Source organism: Pseudomonas sp. PAMC25584 (genome assembly GCF_058135675.1).
The window spans coordinates 3,771,005-3,786,848 of record NZ_CM176870.1 but is presented as its reverse complement, the minus strand read 5'-3'; the positions used below and the strand labels follow the sequence as shown (position 1 = coordinate 3,786,848).

General features: G+C 56.0%; 15 protein-coding genes and 3 pseudogenes. 14 read left to right on the top strand and 4 right to left on the bottom strand.

Features of this window, described 5'->3' with window-relative positions; genetic code table 11:
• Nucleotides 1-8 precede the first annotated feature (8 nt).
• The 13 genes and pseudogenes from ACS5Q8_RS17440 to ACS5Q8_RS17380 all read left to right on the top strand — a co-directional run bounded on the left by ACS5Q8_RS17440 (nt 9) and on the right by ACS5Q8_RS17380 (nt 10,870).
• Nucleotides 9-434, top strand: coding sequence for a tail fiber assembly protein (locus ACS5Q8_RS17440; protein ID WP_465159256.1), 426 nt, complete (start codon nt 9-11; stop codon nt 432-434).
• 98 nt (nt 435-532) lie between these two features.
• The gene (locus ACS5Q8_RS17435) at nt 533-1,699 is read left to right on the top strand and encodes a phage tail sheath subtilisin-like domain-containing protein (protein ID WP_465159255.1); all 1,167 of its coding nucleotides are present in this window, start codon (nt 533-535) and stop codon (nt 1,697-1,699) included.
• 12 nt (nt 1,700-1,711) lie between these two features.
• Complete coding sequence (locus tag ACS5Q8_RS17430) at nt 1,712-2,215, top strand: phage major tail tube protein (protein WP_465159254.1); 504 nt, start codon at nt 1,712-1,714, stop codon at nt 2,213-2,215.
• Nucleotides 2,216-2,226: 11 nt separating this feature from the next.
• On the top strand, nt 2,227-2,535 hold the full coding sequence (locus tag ACS5Q8_RS17425) for a phage tail assembly protein (RefSeq protein ID WP_465159253.1): 309 nt from the start codon (nt 2,227-2,229) through the stop codon (nt 2,533-2,535).
• 148 nt (nt 2,536-2,683) lie between these two features.
• Nucleotides 2,684-5,173, top strand: coding sequence for a phage tail tape measure protein (locus ACS5Q8_RS17420; protein WP_465159252.1), 2,490 nt, complete (start codon nt 2,684-2,686; stop codon nt 5,171-5,173).
• Between the two features lie 9 nt (nt 5,174-5,182).
• Complete coding sequence (locus tag ACS5Q8_RS17415) at nt 5,183-6,028, top strand: phage tail protein (protein ID WP_465159251.1); 846 nt, start codon at nt 5,183-5,185, stop codon at nt 6,026-6,028.
• Entirely contained in the window at nt 6,003-6,209 is a 207-nt protein-coding gene (locus ACS5Q8_RS17410) for a tail protein X (protein WP_465159250.1), read from the top strand. The genes ACS5Q8_RS17415 and ACS5Q8_RS17410 overlap by 26 nt, the downstream gene beginning before the upstream one ends.
• A 94-nt stretch (nt 6,210-6,303) precedes the next feature.
• Nucleotides 6,304-7,353: a phage late control D family protein gene (locus tag ACS5Q8_RS17405; RefSeq protein ID WP_465159249.1), complete on the top strand. Its 1,050-nt coding sequence runs from the start codon at nt 6,304-6,306 to the stop codon at nt 7,351-7,353.
• A gap of 54 nt (nt 7,354-7,407) precedes the next feature.
• Nucleotides 7,408-7,479: pseudogene (locus ACS5Q8_RS17400) on the top strand (glycoside hydrolase family 19 protein); the annotation flags it as partial.
• Nucleotides 7,480-7,490: 11 nt separating this feature from the next.
• Nucleotides 7,491-8,000, top strand: coding sequence for a glycoside hydrolase family 24 protein (locus ACS5Q8_RS17395; RefSeq protein ID WP_465159248.1), 510 nt, complete (start codon nt 7,491-7,493; stop codon nt 7,998-8,000).
• On the top strand, nt 7,997-8,503 hold the full coding sequence (locus tag ACS5Q8_RS17390; protein WP_465159247.1) for a lysis system i-spanin subunit Rz: 507 nt from the start codon (nt 7,997-7,999) through the stop codon (nt 8,501-8,503). Before ACS5Q8_RS17395 ends, ACS5Q8_RS17390 begins: the two co-directional genes overlap by 4 nt.
• Before the next feature lie 68 nt (nt 8,504-8,571).
• Nucleotides 8,572-9,366, top strand: a complete 795-nt coding sequence (locus ACS5Q8_RS17385) for a DNA adenine methylase (RefSeq protein ID WP_465159246.1) — start codon at nt 8,572-8,574, stop codon at nt 9,364-9,366.
• 454 nt (nt 9,367-9,820) lie between these two features.
• Nucleotides 9,821-10,870 (top strand): acyltransferase family protein, encoded by a 1,050-nt coding sequence (locus tag ACS5Q8_RS17380; RefSeq protein ID WP_465159245.1) that lies wholly within the window; start codon nt 9,821-9,823, stop codon nt 10,868-10,870.
• Nucleotides 10,871-10,966: 96 nt separating this feature from the next.
• On the opposite strand, the gene ACS5Q8_RS17375 is transcribed toward ACS5Q8_RS17380, so the two are convergent.
• Complete coding sequence (locus tag ACS5Q8_RS17375) at nt 10,967-11,695, bottom strand: metallophosphoesterase (RefSeq protein WP_465159244.1); 729 nt, start codon at nt 11,693-11,695, stop codon at nt 10,967-10,969.
• 389 nt (nt 11,696-12,084) lie between these two features.
• A pseudogene (locus ACS5Q8_RS17370) lies at nt 12,085-12,296 on the bottom strand (hypothetical protein).
• Between the two features lie 132 nt (nt 12,297-12,428).
• Between ACS5Q8_RS17370 and ACS5Q8_RS17365 the strand changes: the two are divergent.
• Nucleotides 12,429-13,046: pseudogene (locus tag ACS5Q8_RS17365) on the top strand (DNA adenine methylase); the annotation flags it as partial.
• 211 nt (nt 13,047-13,257) lie between these two features.
• Here ACS5Q8_RS17365 and ACS5Q8_RS17360 read toward each other — a convergent pair.
• Nucleotides 13,258-15,063: a hypothetical protein gene (locus tag ACS5Q8_RS17360; RefSeq protein ID WP_465159243.1), complete on the bottom strand. Its 1,806-nt coding sequence runs from the start codon at nt 15,061-15,063 to the stop codon at nt 13,258-13,260.
• Entirely contained in the window at nt 15,060-15,737 is a 678-nt protein-coding gene (locus tag ACS5Q8_RS17355) for a hypothetical protein (protein WP_465159242.1), read from the bottom strand. The genes ACS5Q8_RS17360 and ACS5Q8_RS17355 overlap by 4 nt, the downstream gene beginning before the upstream one ends.
• Between the last annotated feature and the right edge of the window lie 107 nt (nt 15,738-15,844).

Sequence of the window (15,844 nt, the reverse complement as noted above, 5' to 3'; positions counted from 1 at the left end):
GACTAGCTATGAGCATTTGGGCCAAGTGGGTCGAAGTTGACCAGCGCTTTACTTTCGGGCTTACGGACAATGGCGGTGTCGAAATCAGTCGCGAAAATCATGCGCAGTTACTGGCGGAGAGCGCGACAGGTAAGGTTTTACGGCCCGGTAAAAAAGGTGAGCCGGTGGCTTCTAATCCTGCCCCGCCTTCTTCCGGGGATCAGCAAGAACGTGAACGGATTTGGCGCACCGGTGAGCTTGCTCGTTACGAGTGGGTGGTTACCCGTCACCGCGATGAGCAGGACATGGGCGGAGCCACGACGCTGATCGTTCAGCAATTCACCGAGCTATTGAAATACCGCCAGGCGCTACGGGAGTGGCCATCGGTAGATGTTTTTCCTGATGCGGATAGCCGTCCGGCGCCACCTAGCTGGCTGCTTGATCAAACCCAATAACGCCCCGCACAACGGGGCGTTTTCCTTTCTGCGTTACGCGTAACAACAAAAACGGCCTCGCTTATGCGGGGCTTTTTCGTTTCTGGAGATTGAGCCTTATGAGTTTCTTTCACGGCATCACTACCTCGTTGATCGACACCGGCGCGCGCACCATCACGCTCCCGTCGTCCTCGATCATCGGCCTGTGCGACACCTTCACCCCGGGCATTCTTGGCGGCGGTAATGCCAAGGCCGGCGAGCTGAAGCTGATCACGTCCGAGCGCGAAGCCATTGCAGCGTTCGGAGCTGACTCGGCGATTACCCGCGCTTGCCAGGCGATCTATGTGCGGGCAAAGGCTGTGATCGTTGCCATTGGCGTCCCTAAGCTCGCTGATGTCGCGCTGCAAACGTCCGCCATCATTGGTGGTGTTCTGGCGGATGGGCAGCGCACGGGCCTTCAGGCGCTGCTGGACGGCAAGAGCCGACACAACGCCCAGCCCAAGCTGTTGATCGCCCCGGGGCACTCGGCCACGCAGGCGGTGGCCACCGCCATGGATGCCCTGGCCGGCAAGCTGCGCGCGATTGCCATTGTTGATGGCCCGAATACCACCGACGAGGCCGCTATGGCCTACGCGTTGAACTTCGGCAGCAAGCGCATCTACTTGGTCGATCCGGGCGTGCAGTTCTGGAGCACCGTCGACAGCGCGACCGTGGATGCCCCGGCCTCGGCCTGGGTGGCGGGCTTGTTTGCCTGGACCGATGCCGAGTACGGCTACTGGGCGTCGCCATCGAACAAAGAGTTTGTTGGCATCACCGGTACCACCCGGCCGGTGGAGTACTTGGACGGCGACGAAACGTGCCGGGCCAACCTGCTCAATAACGCGAATATCACCACGATCATTCGCGATGGCGGTTACCGCCTGTGGGGCAACCGTACTTGCTCCGCTGATGCCAAGTGGTCGTTTGTTACCCGTGTGCGTACCTGCGACATCCTCATGGATGCGATCCAGGCCGGCCACAAGTGGGCGGTAGACCGCTCGATCACGAAAACCTATGTATCGGACGTGACTGAAGGGCTTCAGGCCTTCATGCGTGATCAGAAGAACGCCGGCGCGGTGATCAACTTCGAAGTCTACGCGGACACCGAGCGCAACACGGCCAGCCAAATCGAGCAGGGCAAAATCTTTTGGCGCATTCGTTTCACCGACGTGCCTCCGGCCGAAAACCCGAATTTCCTGATCGAGGTCACCAACGAGTGGCTGACCGAAGTACTTGAAGCAGCCTAAGGGGGCCGTCTGATGATTCCTGAAATGTTGACCAACTGCGTCATGTTCGTTGATGGCGTGAGCTTTTCCGGTGACGTGCCGTCCATGACGCTGCCCAAGCTGGCGACCAAATCCGAGGAATACCGGGGCGGCGGTATGAGCGGCCCTGTCGACCTGCCTACCGGCCTGGAAAAGCTGGAGGCGGCATGGACCACCAACGGCGTGCGCAAAGAGTCGCTGAAGTTCTTCGGGCTGGCGGACCAGACGGCTTGCAATGCCGTTTTCCGTGGCTCGTTCAAGGGCCAGAAAGGCACTGTCAAAGCGGTAACTGTGACGCTGCGCGGGTCGCTCAAAGAAGTGGACATGGGCGATTGGAAGCCAGGCGACAAGTCCGAAATCAAGCACGGCATGGCCGTCACCTATTACAAGCTCGAAATCGATGGGCGTGTGATGTACGAAATCGATTTTGCCAACATGGTGCAGGTGATTAACGGTGTTGATCAGTTGGCCGCTGAGCGTTCGGCCCTGGGCCTTTAAGGATTGATGATATGACCGACTCTCTAACTGCACCGCTCCCGTCCTGGCTGGTCCTGAGCGACGACGGCGTTACCGTAACGCTCAAGCACAAGGCCAACCTCAATGGCGTTTTGACCGACAAACTGATGATGCGCGCACCCAGCGTAAAAGACGTTATGGCCGCCAAAATCGCCGGCAATGGTGACCATGAAAAGGTGGAGTTGAACCTGTTTTGCAGTCTGCTCACGGCTACCGAGGCAGAGCTCACCAGCCTCAAATACAAGGATTACATGCGCCTTCAGGCGGGCTATTTTCGCCTGGTTGAAGAAGACGACGTGTAACGAGGGCACGCTTAAGGTGCTGGCCAAGCGCTTGGCAAAAGAGACGGGATTTTCGTCTGCCGAGATCCTGGCCATGCCCTTTAACGTGATGGTGTGGTGGCTCACGGATTGAGCCGCTGTTGATCTTCCCGACGTATAGGGCGCGCACATGGCAAACAAACTTGCTCTCGGCCTGGTCATTGGCGGGGCTGTCAGCTCGACGGTAGGGGCGGCGTTCAAGGACGTCAGCAACAAAATCAAGAAGCTGGAGGAACAAGGTTCCCGGGCGCGGGTGCTGGAAAAGACCATCGGCGAGACCATGCGTCTGCGCGATGAATGGCGCAAAGCGCACATGGCCGGCGACAAGGGCGCCGAAGCTCTCCGGCGCAAGCTGGAGAACAATCTGGATGGCCTGCGCAAGCAGGGCGTGGAAGTGCGCAACCTGACCAAGGCTTATGCGGCCATGGGGCAGACGGCGACTAAGGCCGAGTTTAAGGCCAAGGGCCATATGCAGCTCGATGCTGGCAAGCAGCAGATGAAAAGTAGCATTGGTCAGGCGGCGGCCGCCACGGCAGCGATGGCCATTCCTACGAAAGTGAGCGCGGATTACGGCGCGATCATTCGTGACATTGCGATCAAGGCGAACATTGCCAACAAGCCCGAAGAAGCGCAGATGTCGAAAACGATCATCGGCACGTCGCGTGATACTGGCATGGTTCGCAATCAGGTGGCCGAGGTGGTCAACGCCCTGGTGGGTGCTGGCATGGAGCTGGATAAGGCTCTGTCATACGCGCCTGTGGCGGCCAAGTTTGCAATTGGCCAGGGTTCGGACGGCGGAGAAACGGCCCGAATGATCAACGCCCTGGGACAGAACGCCAAGATCTCCGACCCAGCTGTGATGCAGCAGGCGCTGGAGGCTATCGCTTATCAGGGCCAAGCGGGCAGTTTTGAAGCGGCTGACATGGCTCGGTGGTTTCCTGACCTATTGGCAAAAATGGGCAATATCGGCATTACCGGCATGGATGCTGTGACGCAACTGGGCTCAATGCTTCAGGTGCAAATGAAGACCGCCGGCGGCGCTGATGAAGCAGCCAACAACCTCAAGAACTGGATGGAGAAAATCGGTTCTGGCGATACGGTCAAAGCCTACAAGGACGCCGGGATTGACTACCAAGGGTCGATGAATACCGGCCTGCAGAATGGTAAATCCACCCTTGAATCCAGCTTTGAGCTGGCACAGAAGTACATTGCGGCAACGGATCCGAAGAAGGCCGCCGCCATGGCGGCTGCTACGGCGAAGATCAGTAAGGAGACTGATCCGGAGAAAGCCAAAGCCATGATTGCGTCCCTGGAGCAGGCTTTGCGGACCGGGGATCTGTTCGCGGACATGCAGGTTAAGGGCGCTTTGACGGCCTACCTGCAGAACAAAGAGCTGTATGCCCAGCTCAAGAAAGACTCGGCCAGTGCCACCGGGATCCTTGATAAGAACCTTGAGGAGCGCCGGCAGGCGTCAGCGCAGAAATGGTCGGAAATGGCCCAGGGCATGGATGAAGCCATGCGCGCCATTGGTGACGCGTTCCGACCGGTCACTGACAAAGTGGCGGATGGGTTGGCCTATGTCACCCAGGGGCTGGCCAAGCTGTCGGACGAGTCGCCCCGGGTTGTGACGGGGATCGGCGCCGCTGTCGCGGCGGTGATCGCTTTTCAGACCGCTATGAGTGGATTCAAGATCGCCAAGGGGCTGCTCAACATTGGGCGCGGCTCGCTGATGGGCAATCCAAACATCCCGCAAAAAGTCATTGTCACCAACATGCCCGTTGGCGGATCTGGTGGCATGGATTTAGGCGGCGTCGATGACGCTGGCGGCAAGGATGGAAAAGGTAAGGGCAAGGGCGGCGGCCGTGGTGGCCGAAGCCCCGGGCGTCGCATTGGGGCAGGCATGAAGGGGCCGGCAGTATTGGCCGTGATAGAAGCCGGTTTTAAGGTCAAAGACACTTACGACAACGCTGAAACCCAGGACGAAAAAGCCGAAGGATATGGCGCTGCGGCTGGCGGACTTGCTGGCACGCTCGCCGGTGCGGCGGCCGGTGCGTTCATCGGTTCGGCGGTACCGGTAATCGGCACCGTCCTGGGCGGCTTGATTGGGGGCTGGCTGGGCAGCATGGGCGGTGACGCCCTGGGCGGTACCATCGGCAAGTCGATGTTTGGCTCTGACGAAAGTACGAAGGCCATGCCGGTGGCGGGGCCGTTGATGATGCGGGATGCCGGCAAGGACATTCCCCCAGTGCTGGGGGATATCGCCAAGTCGTTTGCGCCTTCGCGCACCGGGCCGCTAATGCTGACCAACCCAGGTCAAGGTGCTTTGTCAGCAGCACCTGGCGCTGTTAATCCGGGTGATGTCGCGCGGTCCATGATGATGCCTCAGGCCAACGCAGAAGCGACGGCCGGGCCACTTGCGGCGGCCGTGGTTGCGAAGGTGCAGCCGGCGAAGTTCGAGACCAAGGTGGATATTCACGCGCCTATCACGCTGACGGTGCAAGGCGATGTGAAGGATCCAAACGAGATCATTGCCCAGTTGCGGCCGCTGATGGAGCAGCAGCAACGGGAAATCGCCCAGCAGCTCGAAAACCGCAAGCTCTACGACGCGCCGCATGTCTAAGGGGGAAATATGGAATCACTGGCACAGCTACAGTCCGGCCTGAAGTATCTGGCCTCGGCCGGTGAAGCGGGCCGGCGCAGTATCGATGGCATGATGGGACCGGTAAACGGTGCGATCAGCGAAATCACCGGCGCGGCCAATGAATTGGAGGATCTGCCGTTTATTGGTCCTGCGGTGGGGGCGAAGCTACAGCGAGTCATGCGCGGAATTTCTACGGCCCAGGCCAAAGTTGGGAAGGTTATCGCAACCTACAATCGTGCTTCCCGCGCCTTGTCGCAGATTGATGAGCGCATGGGCACGCTAAAAGAGCAGGCAGGGAGGGCGGCAACCGCTATCAACAAGATCGCCGGAATGATTGACCCGTCACTGGCCAACATCATTCCCACCGGTGCATTCGCCACGGATGCAACGCCGGCGAAAGAGGCCGTGAAGCCTTTCCCCCATCTGCTGATCATTCAGCCGCTGGACCCGAAGGCGCAGCCGTATTATTTCAACCTTGATACGGCGGCCTTTGACTCATTGCGCCGCTCGACGGCATACCGCTGGGCCTCACAAGAGCGCCTGACGCGCCGGTCGGCCCAGCAGGCCGTTGGCATGGGTGACGAGAAAATCACACTCAAGGGCGATATTTTCCCGGGCTATCGGGGCGGCCTGGGACAGCTAAACACGCTGCGTTCGATAGGCTCCCAGCTCAAGCCGGTAACCCTGACCACGGGCTATGGCGTTGTGCTGGGCACCTGGTGCCTCACGAACGTTGACGAAGACCAAAGCGCGCTGATGCAGGGTGGTATCCCTCGCAAGCAGGCCTTTACCTTGGAGTTTGTGCGCTATGGCGACGACATGCAGAACATCTGACGGGGATCTGCTCGATACCATTTGCCATAACTTCTATGGCCATCTGGTGGGCAGTATCGAGGCGGTGTTGGCGGCCAATCAGGGCTTAGCGGATGAGGATCAGCCTTACCGTGCTGGCGTGGTGATTGTCTTGCCGGATCTGCCAGGCCCTGTGGATGAACAGGTGGCCCTGTGGGATTGATTCAGTTCTATCGGCTGCGCCCTTGTTCCGTTATGCGGAACGCCCCTTTTCCCTAAAACCCGCCCAGTGCGGGTTTTTTATTGGCCAATGCCCTATGACTCCCCAATTTAGAATCGTCGCGAACGGTTCCGATATCACGTCGCTGATTAACGATCGGCTTTTGCTGTTGCGCACCACAGACAAGCCCGGCATGGAGTCGGACGAGTTTGAGTTGCGCATTGATGACCGTGATGGCCTGGTGACGCTGCCTAAGCGCGGCGCCGGGATCGAGGTCTACCTGGGCTATGCCGAAACGTCCCTGGTGCGCTTGGGGCGCTATGTGGTCGACGAGATCGAGGTATCCGGTCCGCCGGACACCATCGCTATTCGGGGCAAGGCCAGCGATATGCGCGGCACCGGTAAATCGATCCGCAGCGGTAGCTGGGAAGACGTGCCGCTGTCGAAAATCGTTTCCGACATCGCAGCACGCAATGGCTGGACGTCGGCCTGCACCATCGCCACGAAGGTCGCCCGGGCTGATCAGCTCCACGAATCGGACTTCAGCTTTGTCACGCGCCTGGCCAAGCAATACGACTGCACCGCCAAGGTGGGCGACGGCAAGTTGATGGTGATGCAGCGCCAAGCGGGCCTTAGTGCAAGTGGCAAGGTGATTGGCGCGATCACCCTCACGCGCAGCGACGTAAGCCGCTGGCAGTTTCGCTTAGGTGATCGCAACGCGCACAAGACCGTGGCGGCCAAGCATCAGGACAAGAAGACGGGCAAGTTGTCGGTGGTCTCCCTGGAGAATGACGACGTGCCGGACGGCCTACCGGCAGTACACACCGACCGCCATATCCACCCGAACAAGACCGCTGCCGAATCCGCGGCCAAGGCGCGCTTGGCTGCGTTCAACCGATCTACGGCTGGCGTGCGTCTGGAAATGCCCGGGCGCACGGACCTATTCGCGGAGCGCTCTATCAATGCCCAGGGCTTCAAGGTGGGGCTTGATGGCGAGTACTTGGTGGATTCGGTGGAGCAGACATTCACCCAAGCGGGCTGGTCCACCACCGTCGAGTGCAACGGCGGCAAAAAGGGTAAGGCCAAAGCGAAGGGCAAGAAAACGAAGAACGCCGCCAAGCCAGTCAAAGTCGTCAGCTTGGCTTAGCGGTCGCGCACCACAACCCCCGCCAAGTGCGGGCTACTCACGTTAGGAGCTTGTATGCCCATCACCCAGCAGCAGTTGCTGCAGATCCTCCCGAACGCCGGCCCTCGAGCCGGTATTTTTTTGCCTGGAGAAATGTAATGGCACGACTTTCCGAATCGCTCGCCGGCGGCCGTAACGCGTTGGCATTCCTGGACATGCTCGCCTGGGGCGAGGGCACCAGCACATCTCCGGCCACTGCCATGGAAGGTTACGACGTGATCGTCACCGGGGCCGATCGTAAGCCCGAGGTCTTCAAGGACTTCACAGATCACCCGTTCGCCAAGGGGCGCGCGTCGAATGTCATCAACAGCAAGGGGCTGACGTCCAATGCTTCCGGTCGATACCAGCAGATGCTGAAGGACTGGCCGCACTACAAGGCGCTGCTCAAGCTGCCGGACTTCAGCCCGATCAGCCAAGACCTTCTGGCGCTGCAGCACGTCCGCGAGTGCCGGGCTTTGCCCGATGTGGTGGCCGGGCGGATCGAAACGGCTATCGCGAAGTGCCGGAGCATCTGGGCCAGCCTGCCCGGCGCGGGATATGGGCAGCGCGAACACCGCCTGGAGGATCTGCTGAAGCAGTACCGGCTGGCGGGCGGAGTGATGTCGTGACGCCCGGGCAGATCCTGGCCGCGATCCTGCTGGCGATGGCCGTCAGCGCCGCCGGTACCTGGCGGGTGCAAGACTGGCGCTACGACGGAAAGCTTGCGGATCAGGCCGGCCAATTCCAGACGGACCTCGGCCTGGTCAGTGCTGCAGCAGCCAAACAGGCGCGCGACGAGACCGACAAGCGCCTGGCCCTGGAGCAGCAGCTCGCCGGCCAGGACCAACAACACACCAGGGAATTATCCGATGCCCAACGCAACCAGGCTGTTCTACGCGATCGCCTTGCCACTTCTGATGTCCGGCTGTCAGTCCTTCTCGACGCGGCCGATTCAGCCGGTGGTTGCAACGTGCCTGCCGCCCCCGGTGCCGTTGGCGTGGTTCATGGAGCCGCGCGAGCCCAACTTGACCCAGCGCATGCTCAACGAATTCTCGCCATCACCGGTGACGGCGATCAAGGACTGATCGCGCTGCGGGCATGCCAGGCTTATGTGAGAGCTATTGCCCGCTGACCTACATTTACGGCCGCAAAAATTAACGTGACACCCAATGAACACCTACCTTGCAAAGGATTGCAAAAATGACAAACCCAATCGTTCCATGGATGGGCGGCAAGCGCCGCTTGGCTGATCGCCTGATTTCGCTCTTTCCGCCGCATGAATGCTACGTCGAAGTCTTTGCCGGCGGCGCCGCGCTCTACTTCATGCGTCCCCAGGCCGCGACAGTTGAAGTCCTCAACGACATCAACGGCGACCTGGTGACGCTGTACCGCGTGGTGCAGAACCACCTGGAAGAATTTGTGCGCCAGTTCAAGTGGGCGCTTAGTTCGCGCCAGGTGTTCGAGTGGCAGAAGATGACCCGCCCTGAAACCCTCACCGACATCCAACGCGCTGCTCGGTTCTTCTACCTGCAGCACCATGCCTTTGCCGGCAAGGTGACTGGGCAGACGTTTGGTACCGCGACCACTGGTCCTGCTATCAACCTGCTACGGATCGAGGAGAACCTCTCTGCAGCGTGGCAGCGGTTGTCCGGTACCTACGTTGAAAACTTGCCCTGGTTGGACTGCGCCGAGCGTTACGACCGTGCCCACACCTTTCACTACATGGATCCGCCTTACTGGCAGACGGCGGGCTATGGCGTGGATTTCCCATTTGAGAACTACGAACGCATGGCCGACTTTATGCGGCGCTGTAAAGGGAAGGTGATGGTTAGCATCAACGACCATCCTGACATTCGGCGTGCTTTCGAAGGGTTTCATTTCGAGTGCCTGAAGATCCGTTACAGCAACTCCAACCAGCGCCAAGGTAAAACAGAGGTGACCGGTGAACTTGTCATAATGAACTGGGTACCTTCTGCTCTTGGCAGACTGTTTTAATCTTGAACTAGTATCTGAATTGGTCTAACGATTTCGATGGCTAAGGTGAGGGTCCGTTCAGTGAGTGTTCGCTGCCAAGTTTATCAATCTTCAAAAGTGGTTGTTTCTTACGAGTGCAAAATTTATCAAGGTTTCAGGTTAATAAGAAGGATGAAAGCAATAAACGATTAAGGGCTGATAGAGGTCTAGTAAAAGGCGTAAAGCTTATGTGTGTGCCTCGGGAGGTTTATCTGATAAAAGCTGGGGAGTTTGAAGTATAGGCGATGCGGCTCATCTAGATTGGGTTGTGTTTCGGTGTCAATGCGTTATGACTAAATTTATAAGTCTTCTGGCTCTGGTGGCATTAAAGGCTGTGCTCGTGGCTCTTCAAGATTGCTTTGCAGTGTTGAGTGCTTTTTTTTGTTGCTCAAAATAAAACTGCTGATAGACTGCACCTCTTGTTTGCATTCGAAGGATGGTGGTTGTGAATCCGTTAAGTTCTAGATGTATTACTTACTTCGACTGCTTGAGATTTTTATTGGCTCAAGTAGTAGTCGTAGGTCATGGTTTTGGCTTCTTTTTCGGCTATTGGGGTGGTTTTTTTCCATCCAAGGCACCTTATATTCAGTCGGTTGCAGTTGTCGGGTTCTTTTTTGTTTCTGGGTTTCTAATATGTCGGAGTGCAATGACGAACATAAGGTATAAAGGTGGCGACTATGTGCGCTATTATGTTGATAGGTTGTCGAGAGTGTATACCACTCTTATTCCATGTTTGATTTTTGTTTTTTTGGTGGATTTTTTCTTCTCTTTTCAAGTTTCAGATTTCGAATTGGGGGTTAACTTAACATTCAGCACGTTTTTCAAAAATCTACTTCTTACCCCGTCGATGCCATTCGGAACAATGAGGCCGATCTGGAGTTTGATGTTTGAGTGGTGGATATATATCCTATTCGGTGGAGTTGTGTTTTTTCGAAAAAATTGGATTTTTTCGGCGATATGCATTGGGGTGGGTGGCTATTATACTTTTAAGGTCAATGCGAAAGGAGAGGCTGGTCATCTAGAGGTGATTTGGATGGCGGGGGCTGTTGCATCTATGGTTTTTGAACGTATTGGAAAATATGCGTATTCCCGATATATTGCTTGGGCGTCTCTGTCGTTTGCAATGATTATTTATTTGTTGACGTGTGATGCTTATAATATTTTTGCCGGTTTGCTTTTCTCATCTGGCCTGCTGTTTATGGCTGTTCATTTCAATGGTAATGAAGTGTCTTTTGGTTCAAGGATTTCGTGGTGTTTTAATAAGTTGGCGGGTTATAGTTTTACGTTGTTTTTAACGCATTATACTGTGCTGTATTGGTTGCATAAGATGGGGGGGGCGGGAGCGTTTGGTTTATTTTTAGCGTTCGTTCTAGCGAATATAATTGCTTTTGTTGTTGCGTCAGTTACTGAGGACTATCATAAGCGTGTCTCGGCAAAGGCTCTGAACTTCATCGCAAACATAAGAGCAAAGACGCTAGCGCGATAGAGTTTCGTGTAAGCGAAGTGGCATTATTTCTATGCCTGTCTGGCGGTAATAATTTGGTCTCGGCACGGCGAACTGCTGGCCTGGTGTGCGGTTTTATTATTGCATCGCTTGCATGGAAATGTTTGTGTGGGTCTGAGTCGTTAGCTCAATGAGGGTTAACGCTCCGTCGTCAAAGGAGCAGCCTGTGTCTATGTAGATCGTGTTTCCCAAATACATAACGGAAGGTACAGTTGAATGGCCGACATAAACTTGATCGATACCTTGAATTAAGACTTCATCGAGACTTTCGATTTTTCTTCTGGCGTACAGTGCTTTTTCTAACGCTAAACGTTGATGGGGTTCGCCAAATTGACCCGTAATAGCGTCTTTTGCACTCTGCCAGGTGTCATTGTTATGTGTCAGCGGGGTCTCTGCGTGCACAATCCCAATTTTTCGTCCATCCGTTAACTCAACCTCTATTATTAGAGGAAGATTTTGTAAGGCGTCAGACAGGGTCTGTTGAAATATGGGTGATAGCTTGTAGAACCATGCCCCTCCGTTGCGTGAATGCCTGGCAATGTCTCCATTACCAGAAACACAGTCGATAACCATCTGTTCATGGTTGCCTCTCACGGCGTGGAACCAGGGCTTCTGTAGCCAGACCATGACGTCAATGGAGTCGGGTCCTCTGTCAATGAGGTCACCCACAGAGAAAATTCGATCTACGCTTCCATCAAAGCTTGATTTTTTTAAAAGAAGCTCTAATAGCTTGAAGTGCCCGTGGATGTCACCGACTATAAAATCTCGACCAATTTTGTTTGGTGAAAATGACTGGGTTTTGTGCATTGTCAGTGATTGAGGTAGTTGATATTTAAATTTAAGGATACTACGTCGTGGGAGCCTCGGTAAGGCACGCATGGGAATTGCGGCTTACGGTGCTGCCGCCCCGCGTTGCAGTTGCTTGAAAATTGCTAAATCGGCAGATGTTTTCGTCTTCAAGATCAAGAGAAAACGGGCGTTAGCGTTAGAGCGGTCCAATCCATAATCGAGTGGAGGGGGGGATGAACTCTGAGACCATGTATGGGGCAAAAATTGGGCAAACCATACGCAAATCTATGCCATCCAATGCCAATTATGCATTTAAGCAACCCTCTGTGAACGGACTTCACAGCCCGCAACCAAGGGCCTTTCCCTCAAAATCCCCCACATACCCCTACACAATCGGGGTGTGATTGTTAGATATATTTGGCTCGTAGCTTCGCCAGGCCTTGCTAATGTGACCTGCGTTTTCATCGATTACGAACAGAGCGCCACGTACATTATCACCCATCTCACTCAAGCCTTGCTTCTCGTTTTGGAGGGTCAACTCCATCACAGCCGCTTCCAACGCAAGCTGATTCTCGTACATTCTTTCAAGCAAATCCGGTAATGAGTACTCCTCTGACATGTGCACTGCTCCAACGAAAATAGGAAAGCATAGCATTGGTCCACCAGATTGCATCTTACTTGGAAATTGCGAGGAGAGTGGCCGCTCAACGCTTATCGAAAGCGGCGCATTCAGGGAAGCTGCGTCCAATTCACTCTGTACCGCGTTGTGCAGAGCCACCTGGAAGAATTCGTGCGCCAGTTCAAATGGGCGCTTAGTTCGCGCCAGGTGTTCGAGTGGCAGAAGATGACCCGCCCTGAAACCCTCACCGACATCCAGCGCGCCGCTCGATTCTTCTACCTGCAGCACCATGCCTTTGCCGGCAAGGTGACGGGGCAGACGTTTGGTACCGCGACCACCGGTCCGGCTATCAACCTGCTGCGGATCGAGGAGAACCTCTCTGCAGCTTGGCAGCGGTTGTCCGGCACCTACGTTGAAAACTTGCCCTGGTTGGACTGCGGCGAGCGTTACGGCCGTGCTCACACCTTTCACTACATGGATCCGCCTTACTGGCAGACGACAGGCTATGGCGTGGACTTTCCCTTCGAGAACTACGAGCTTATGGCTCACTTCATGCGTCGCTGTGAGGGAAAGGTAATGGTAAGCATCAATGACCATCCCGATATCCAACGTGTGTTTGAAGGCTTTCACTTCGAGATAGTGGATATTCGATACAGCACGGTTAATCAGCGCCAGGGGAAGGCCGAGGTCCGCGTAGAGTTGGTAATCCTGAATTGGGAGCCAGCAGAATTGGGAGGGCTGTTCCGATAGGAACTACCTAGAACCCCCGCAAAGTGAGTTATGCGCGAGCTGACGGTATGTCGATTTCGTCTGACGCGTTCCGCCGTCTTGAGCGGTGGCGCGTTGGCCTCACTCAACTAAAATTGCCCGCGCTGCTGGTATTGCTGTCTTTTAATCTCACGTTGGGTAGGTGAAAGACAAGCAACTCGCAGGTCTTTCATTTCTACCTAGGAAGCTCGCATTAAGGATTTGATTCGGCCAATACCCCCGCCGGGAGATCCTCGATCCTCAAACTCCGGGTAATCACGAACCCATATTTATCCTCGTTGGCCAGATAGTCCGTGTTCGCCAGCGACCCGCGCAGTGCCGGGTAGTTGAAGGAATCTGGTCCCATCAGGACACGGCTGCCCGGGTTCTGTTTGATGGTGGCGATGACGCAAGTGATATCCGGGCAGATGCGATGGCGCTTTTCCAGGTCCGGCAGCAAGGCGACGAACTGATAATTGGTAATGATTAAGCCGTCGCCAAGGTTGTCGATATCGGTGTAGGCCAGGTGGTTGACGGTGGGCCATACAATTTCACGACGGGCCTGCTTTGCCGCTTCAAGGTAGCGAGATTCGCCAATTACAATTTGCAGCAGGCCGGCGATTGCAACGGCGAGGACCAGGCCTATGAGCTGCATCGTCGCGCTGCCATAGGTGTGCTCACGCTGCAGGGCGCTCTGCGCCGAACCTAAGAGAGTCCGAAACGGCGCCAGTTCACGCATCAGCGGGCCTTCGAGGATCGAGGCGCCGCAGATCGCTGACATACCAAGTAGGGCCATCAGGAACCAGCCGTTACGTTCGTCATAGGCGCAGCAGTTTGAGTATGCGACGAAAGCCACCCCCGAGCACATTAGGTAGATCAGCCCGATCTGGCTGACTAGGCGCTTTGGGGTGAAAAGGTTGAATGTGGCTAGGGTCAGCATGAGTAGCAGCGGGAAGCGCCCGAACATGCTCACGACCAAGCTCCAGCCATGCTCGTAGATGCCCGCCCCGTCGGACGCCCGCGAGGTAAGGCTCATGAGGAAGCTAAGGTTGCCCAGCGCAGTTGGCATTGATGGTGCGGAGGAGAAGATTATCATGAACGTTGTGGGCGGCCCAAATATCACCACTAGGCGAGCGAGGTACCAGCCAAGCCCTTTCGACGTGCGCAGACCGATCAGGATCAGGCCCAGCGTAACTGCGACCGCGCCGAGGATGCCCGGCTGCTTGGTGATCGCAGAGATACCGGCAAACAGTGCAGCGCATAGTGTGTAATGGTCGATCCGTTCGTCTCGGTGGTCGCAGCATGTTGCCAGGTACAATGCCACGCTGGCGATCAGGGAAAGCATCATCACGATCGGGTCGGTGATACCTGCCAGCAGAAATGGGTTGAGCAGGTATATGCCCCATACCGAGAGAAATACCAATAGTGCCGCCAGTGGCCGGCGCGCAATGGTCAGCGATCCGATCTGCACGACCAGCAGCATAGGGAAGACGCACAATAGCAGACGGGTCATGACCCAGACCATCGGATTAGCCTGGGCCTTGTACACCAGCGACCACAGTCCCGGCAGGAAGAGCGGATAGGCGGCAATGTAAGGGGAATAGTTGTTCTCGAACAACTGCATCGCCCAGTTGTTCCAGGAGGCGTTAACGTCCCAACCGGAGAGGACGATTTCTCCACCGAAGATCGGCTTGAGTGCTCCCAGCGGGCTCAGTAGCAAACCGAGCATCATGAGCGCGACCATCAGTAGTAGGTCGCAGAAACTGAATGTGACGCTGGCGTCGTTTCCCTTGAGAAAGCGGCGCACGGTGACTGTTGCCACCATAAGAAGGATCAGTAACGACATGTCGCCCAGATTCAGCCAGTAGGATATGAACACCACTAGCCAGCTCAGCCACAGCGACTTGGCCACCGTCAGCGTGGTAAGGGATAGAGCGTCGATGCGGCCCCTGACCGGCCAGATGAAGCCGATCAGCACCATGAACAGCGCGACAGCTAAAAATCCGAAAAACAGCGTCACTTGTTGTCTCCAGCAGCGACATAAGGTACAAAATTGACGCCCGAGAGCACCACTGCGGCCTTCGAATCACCATAGTTGAGGTTGATAGCGATCTTCATGTAGCGGGCATTGGGCGGAATACGGCTCGGCCCGCTCCCGATGGGCGAGAATACGCCTTTGAGATGGAGGCGCCCGGTGGCACGGGTGATCACCTCGTTCGCGGCTACGCCAAACATATGTGATTGTGGGTCGATGATGATGTTCTTGTCTTTGTCGAAGAACACCACACCGGCATAGGTGGCCGAGCCCTTGTCGTCGGTACCGTCGGTGACGGCCATCAGTTCGAAACTCATCTGGTAGCTCTTGTTACTGTCGATGGGCAGCAACTGACGGCTGTAAAGGTTGTTAGGTCCGACGAATAGAGCACCGCTATGGTGGCCCTGGCGCACTAGGAACAATTGGTCCTGGAAAACCTGCTGGGAGTCACGAGAATCGACATAGCGGGAGTAGTTAACCGCACTTATGTCGTAGTCGTCCCACAGTCCGAGTTGCATGGACAGCTCTTGCCGGTAGAGGTAGCTAGTGCCTGCTAAAAGCCACAGTACCAGTAATACCGCAACCCAGCGGAAAGTACGCTTGGGTAGTTGCAGATCGTTACCCAGCGAGGAGGGACGCGTTTGATTGATCTGATTCATGTATGGCTCGCAAAGGCAGGGTAGCGGTAGCTCCCTTGGTGGAAACCGACAGCCAGGACGCACGAAAGCACAAGGACCAGTCACCGCTGACCAGCCCCGGACCGATA

Bases quoted from the DNA above. Each gene is read 5' to 3' on its own strand.
- ACS5Q8_RS17440 (WP_465159256.1), top strand. From the start codon at position 9: ATGAGCATTTGGGCCAAGTGGGTCGAAGTTGACCAGCGCTTTACTTTC.
- ACS5Q8_RS17435 (WP_465159255.1), top strand. From the start codon at position 533: ATGAGTTTCTTTCACGGCATCACTACCTCGTTGATCGACACCGGCGCG.
- ACS5Q8_RS17430 (WP_465159254.1), top strand. From the start codon at position 1,712: ATGATTCCTGAAATGTTGACCAACTGCGTCATGTTCGTTGATGGCGTG.
- ACS5Q8_RS17425 (WP_465159253.1), top strand. From the start codon at position 2,227: ATGACCGACTCTCTAACTGCACCGCTCCCGTCCTGGCTGGTCCTGAGC.
- ACS5Q8_RS17420 (WP_465159252.1), top strand. From the start codon at position 2,684: ATGGCAAACAAACTTGCTCTCGGCCTGGTCATTGGCGGGGCTGTCAGC.
- ACS5Q8_RS17415 (WP_465159251.1), top strand. From the start codon at position 5,183: ATGGAATCACTGGCACAGCTACAGTCCGGCCTGAAGTATCTGGCCTCG.
- ACS5Q8_RS17410 (WP_465159250.1), top strand. From the start codon at position 6,003: ATGGCGACGACATGCAGAACATCTGACGGGGATCTGCTCGATACCATT.
- ACS5Q8_RS17405 (WP_465159249.1), top strand. From the start codon at position 6,304: ATGACTCCCCAATTTAGAATCGTCGCGAACGGTTCCGATATCACGTCG.
- ACS5Q8_RS17395 (WP_465159248.1), top strand. From the start codon at position 7,491: ATGGCACGACTTTCCGAATCGCTCGCCGGCGGCCGTAACGCGTTGGCA.
- ACS5Q8_RS17385 (WP_465159246.1), top strand. From the start codon at position 8,572: ATGACAAACCCAATCGTTCCATGGATGGGCGGCAAGCGCCGCTTGGCT.
- ACS5Q8_RS17380 (WP_465159245.1), top strand. From the start codon at position 9,821: ATGGTGGTTGTGAATCCGTTAAGTTCTAGATGTATTACTTACTTCGAC.
- ACS5Q8_RS17375 (WP_465159244.1), bottom strand. From the start codon at position 11,695: ATGCACAAAACCCAGTCATTTTCACCAAACAAAATTGGTCGAGATTTT.
- ACS5Q8_RS17355 (WP_465159242.1), bottom strand. From the start codon at position 15,737: ATGAATCAGATCAATCAAACGCGTCCCTCCTCGCTGGGTAACGATCTG.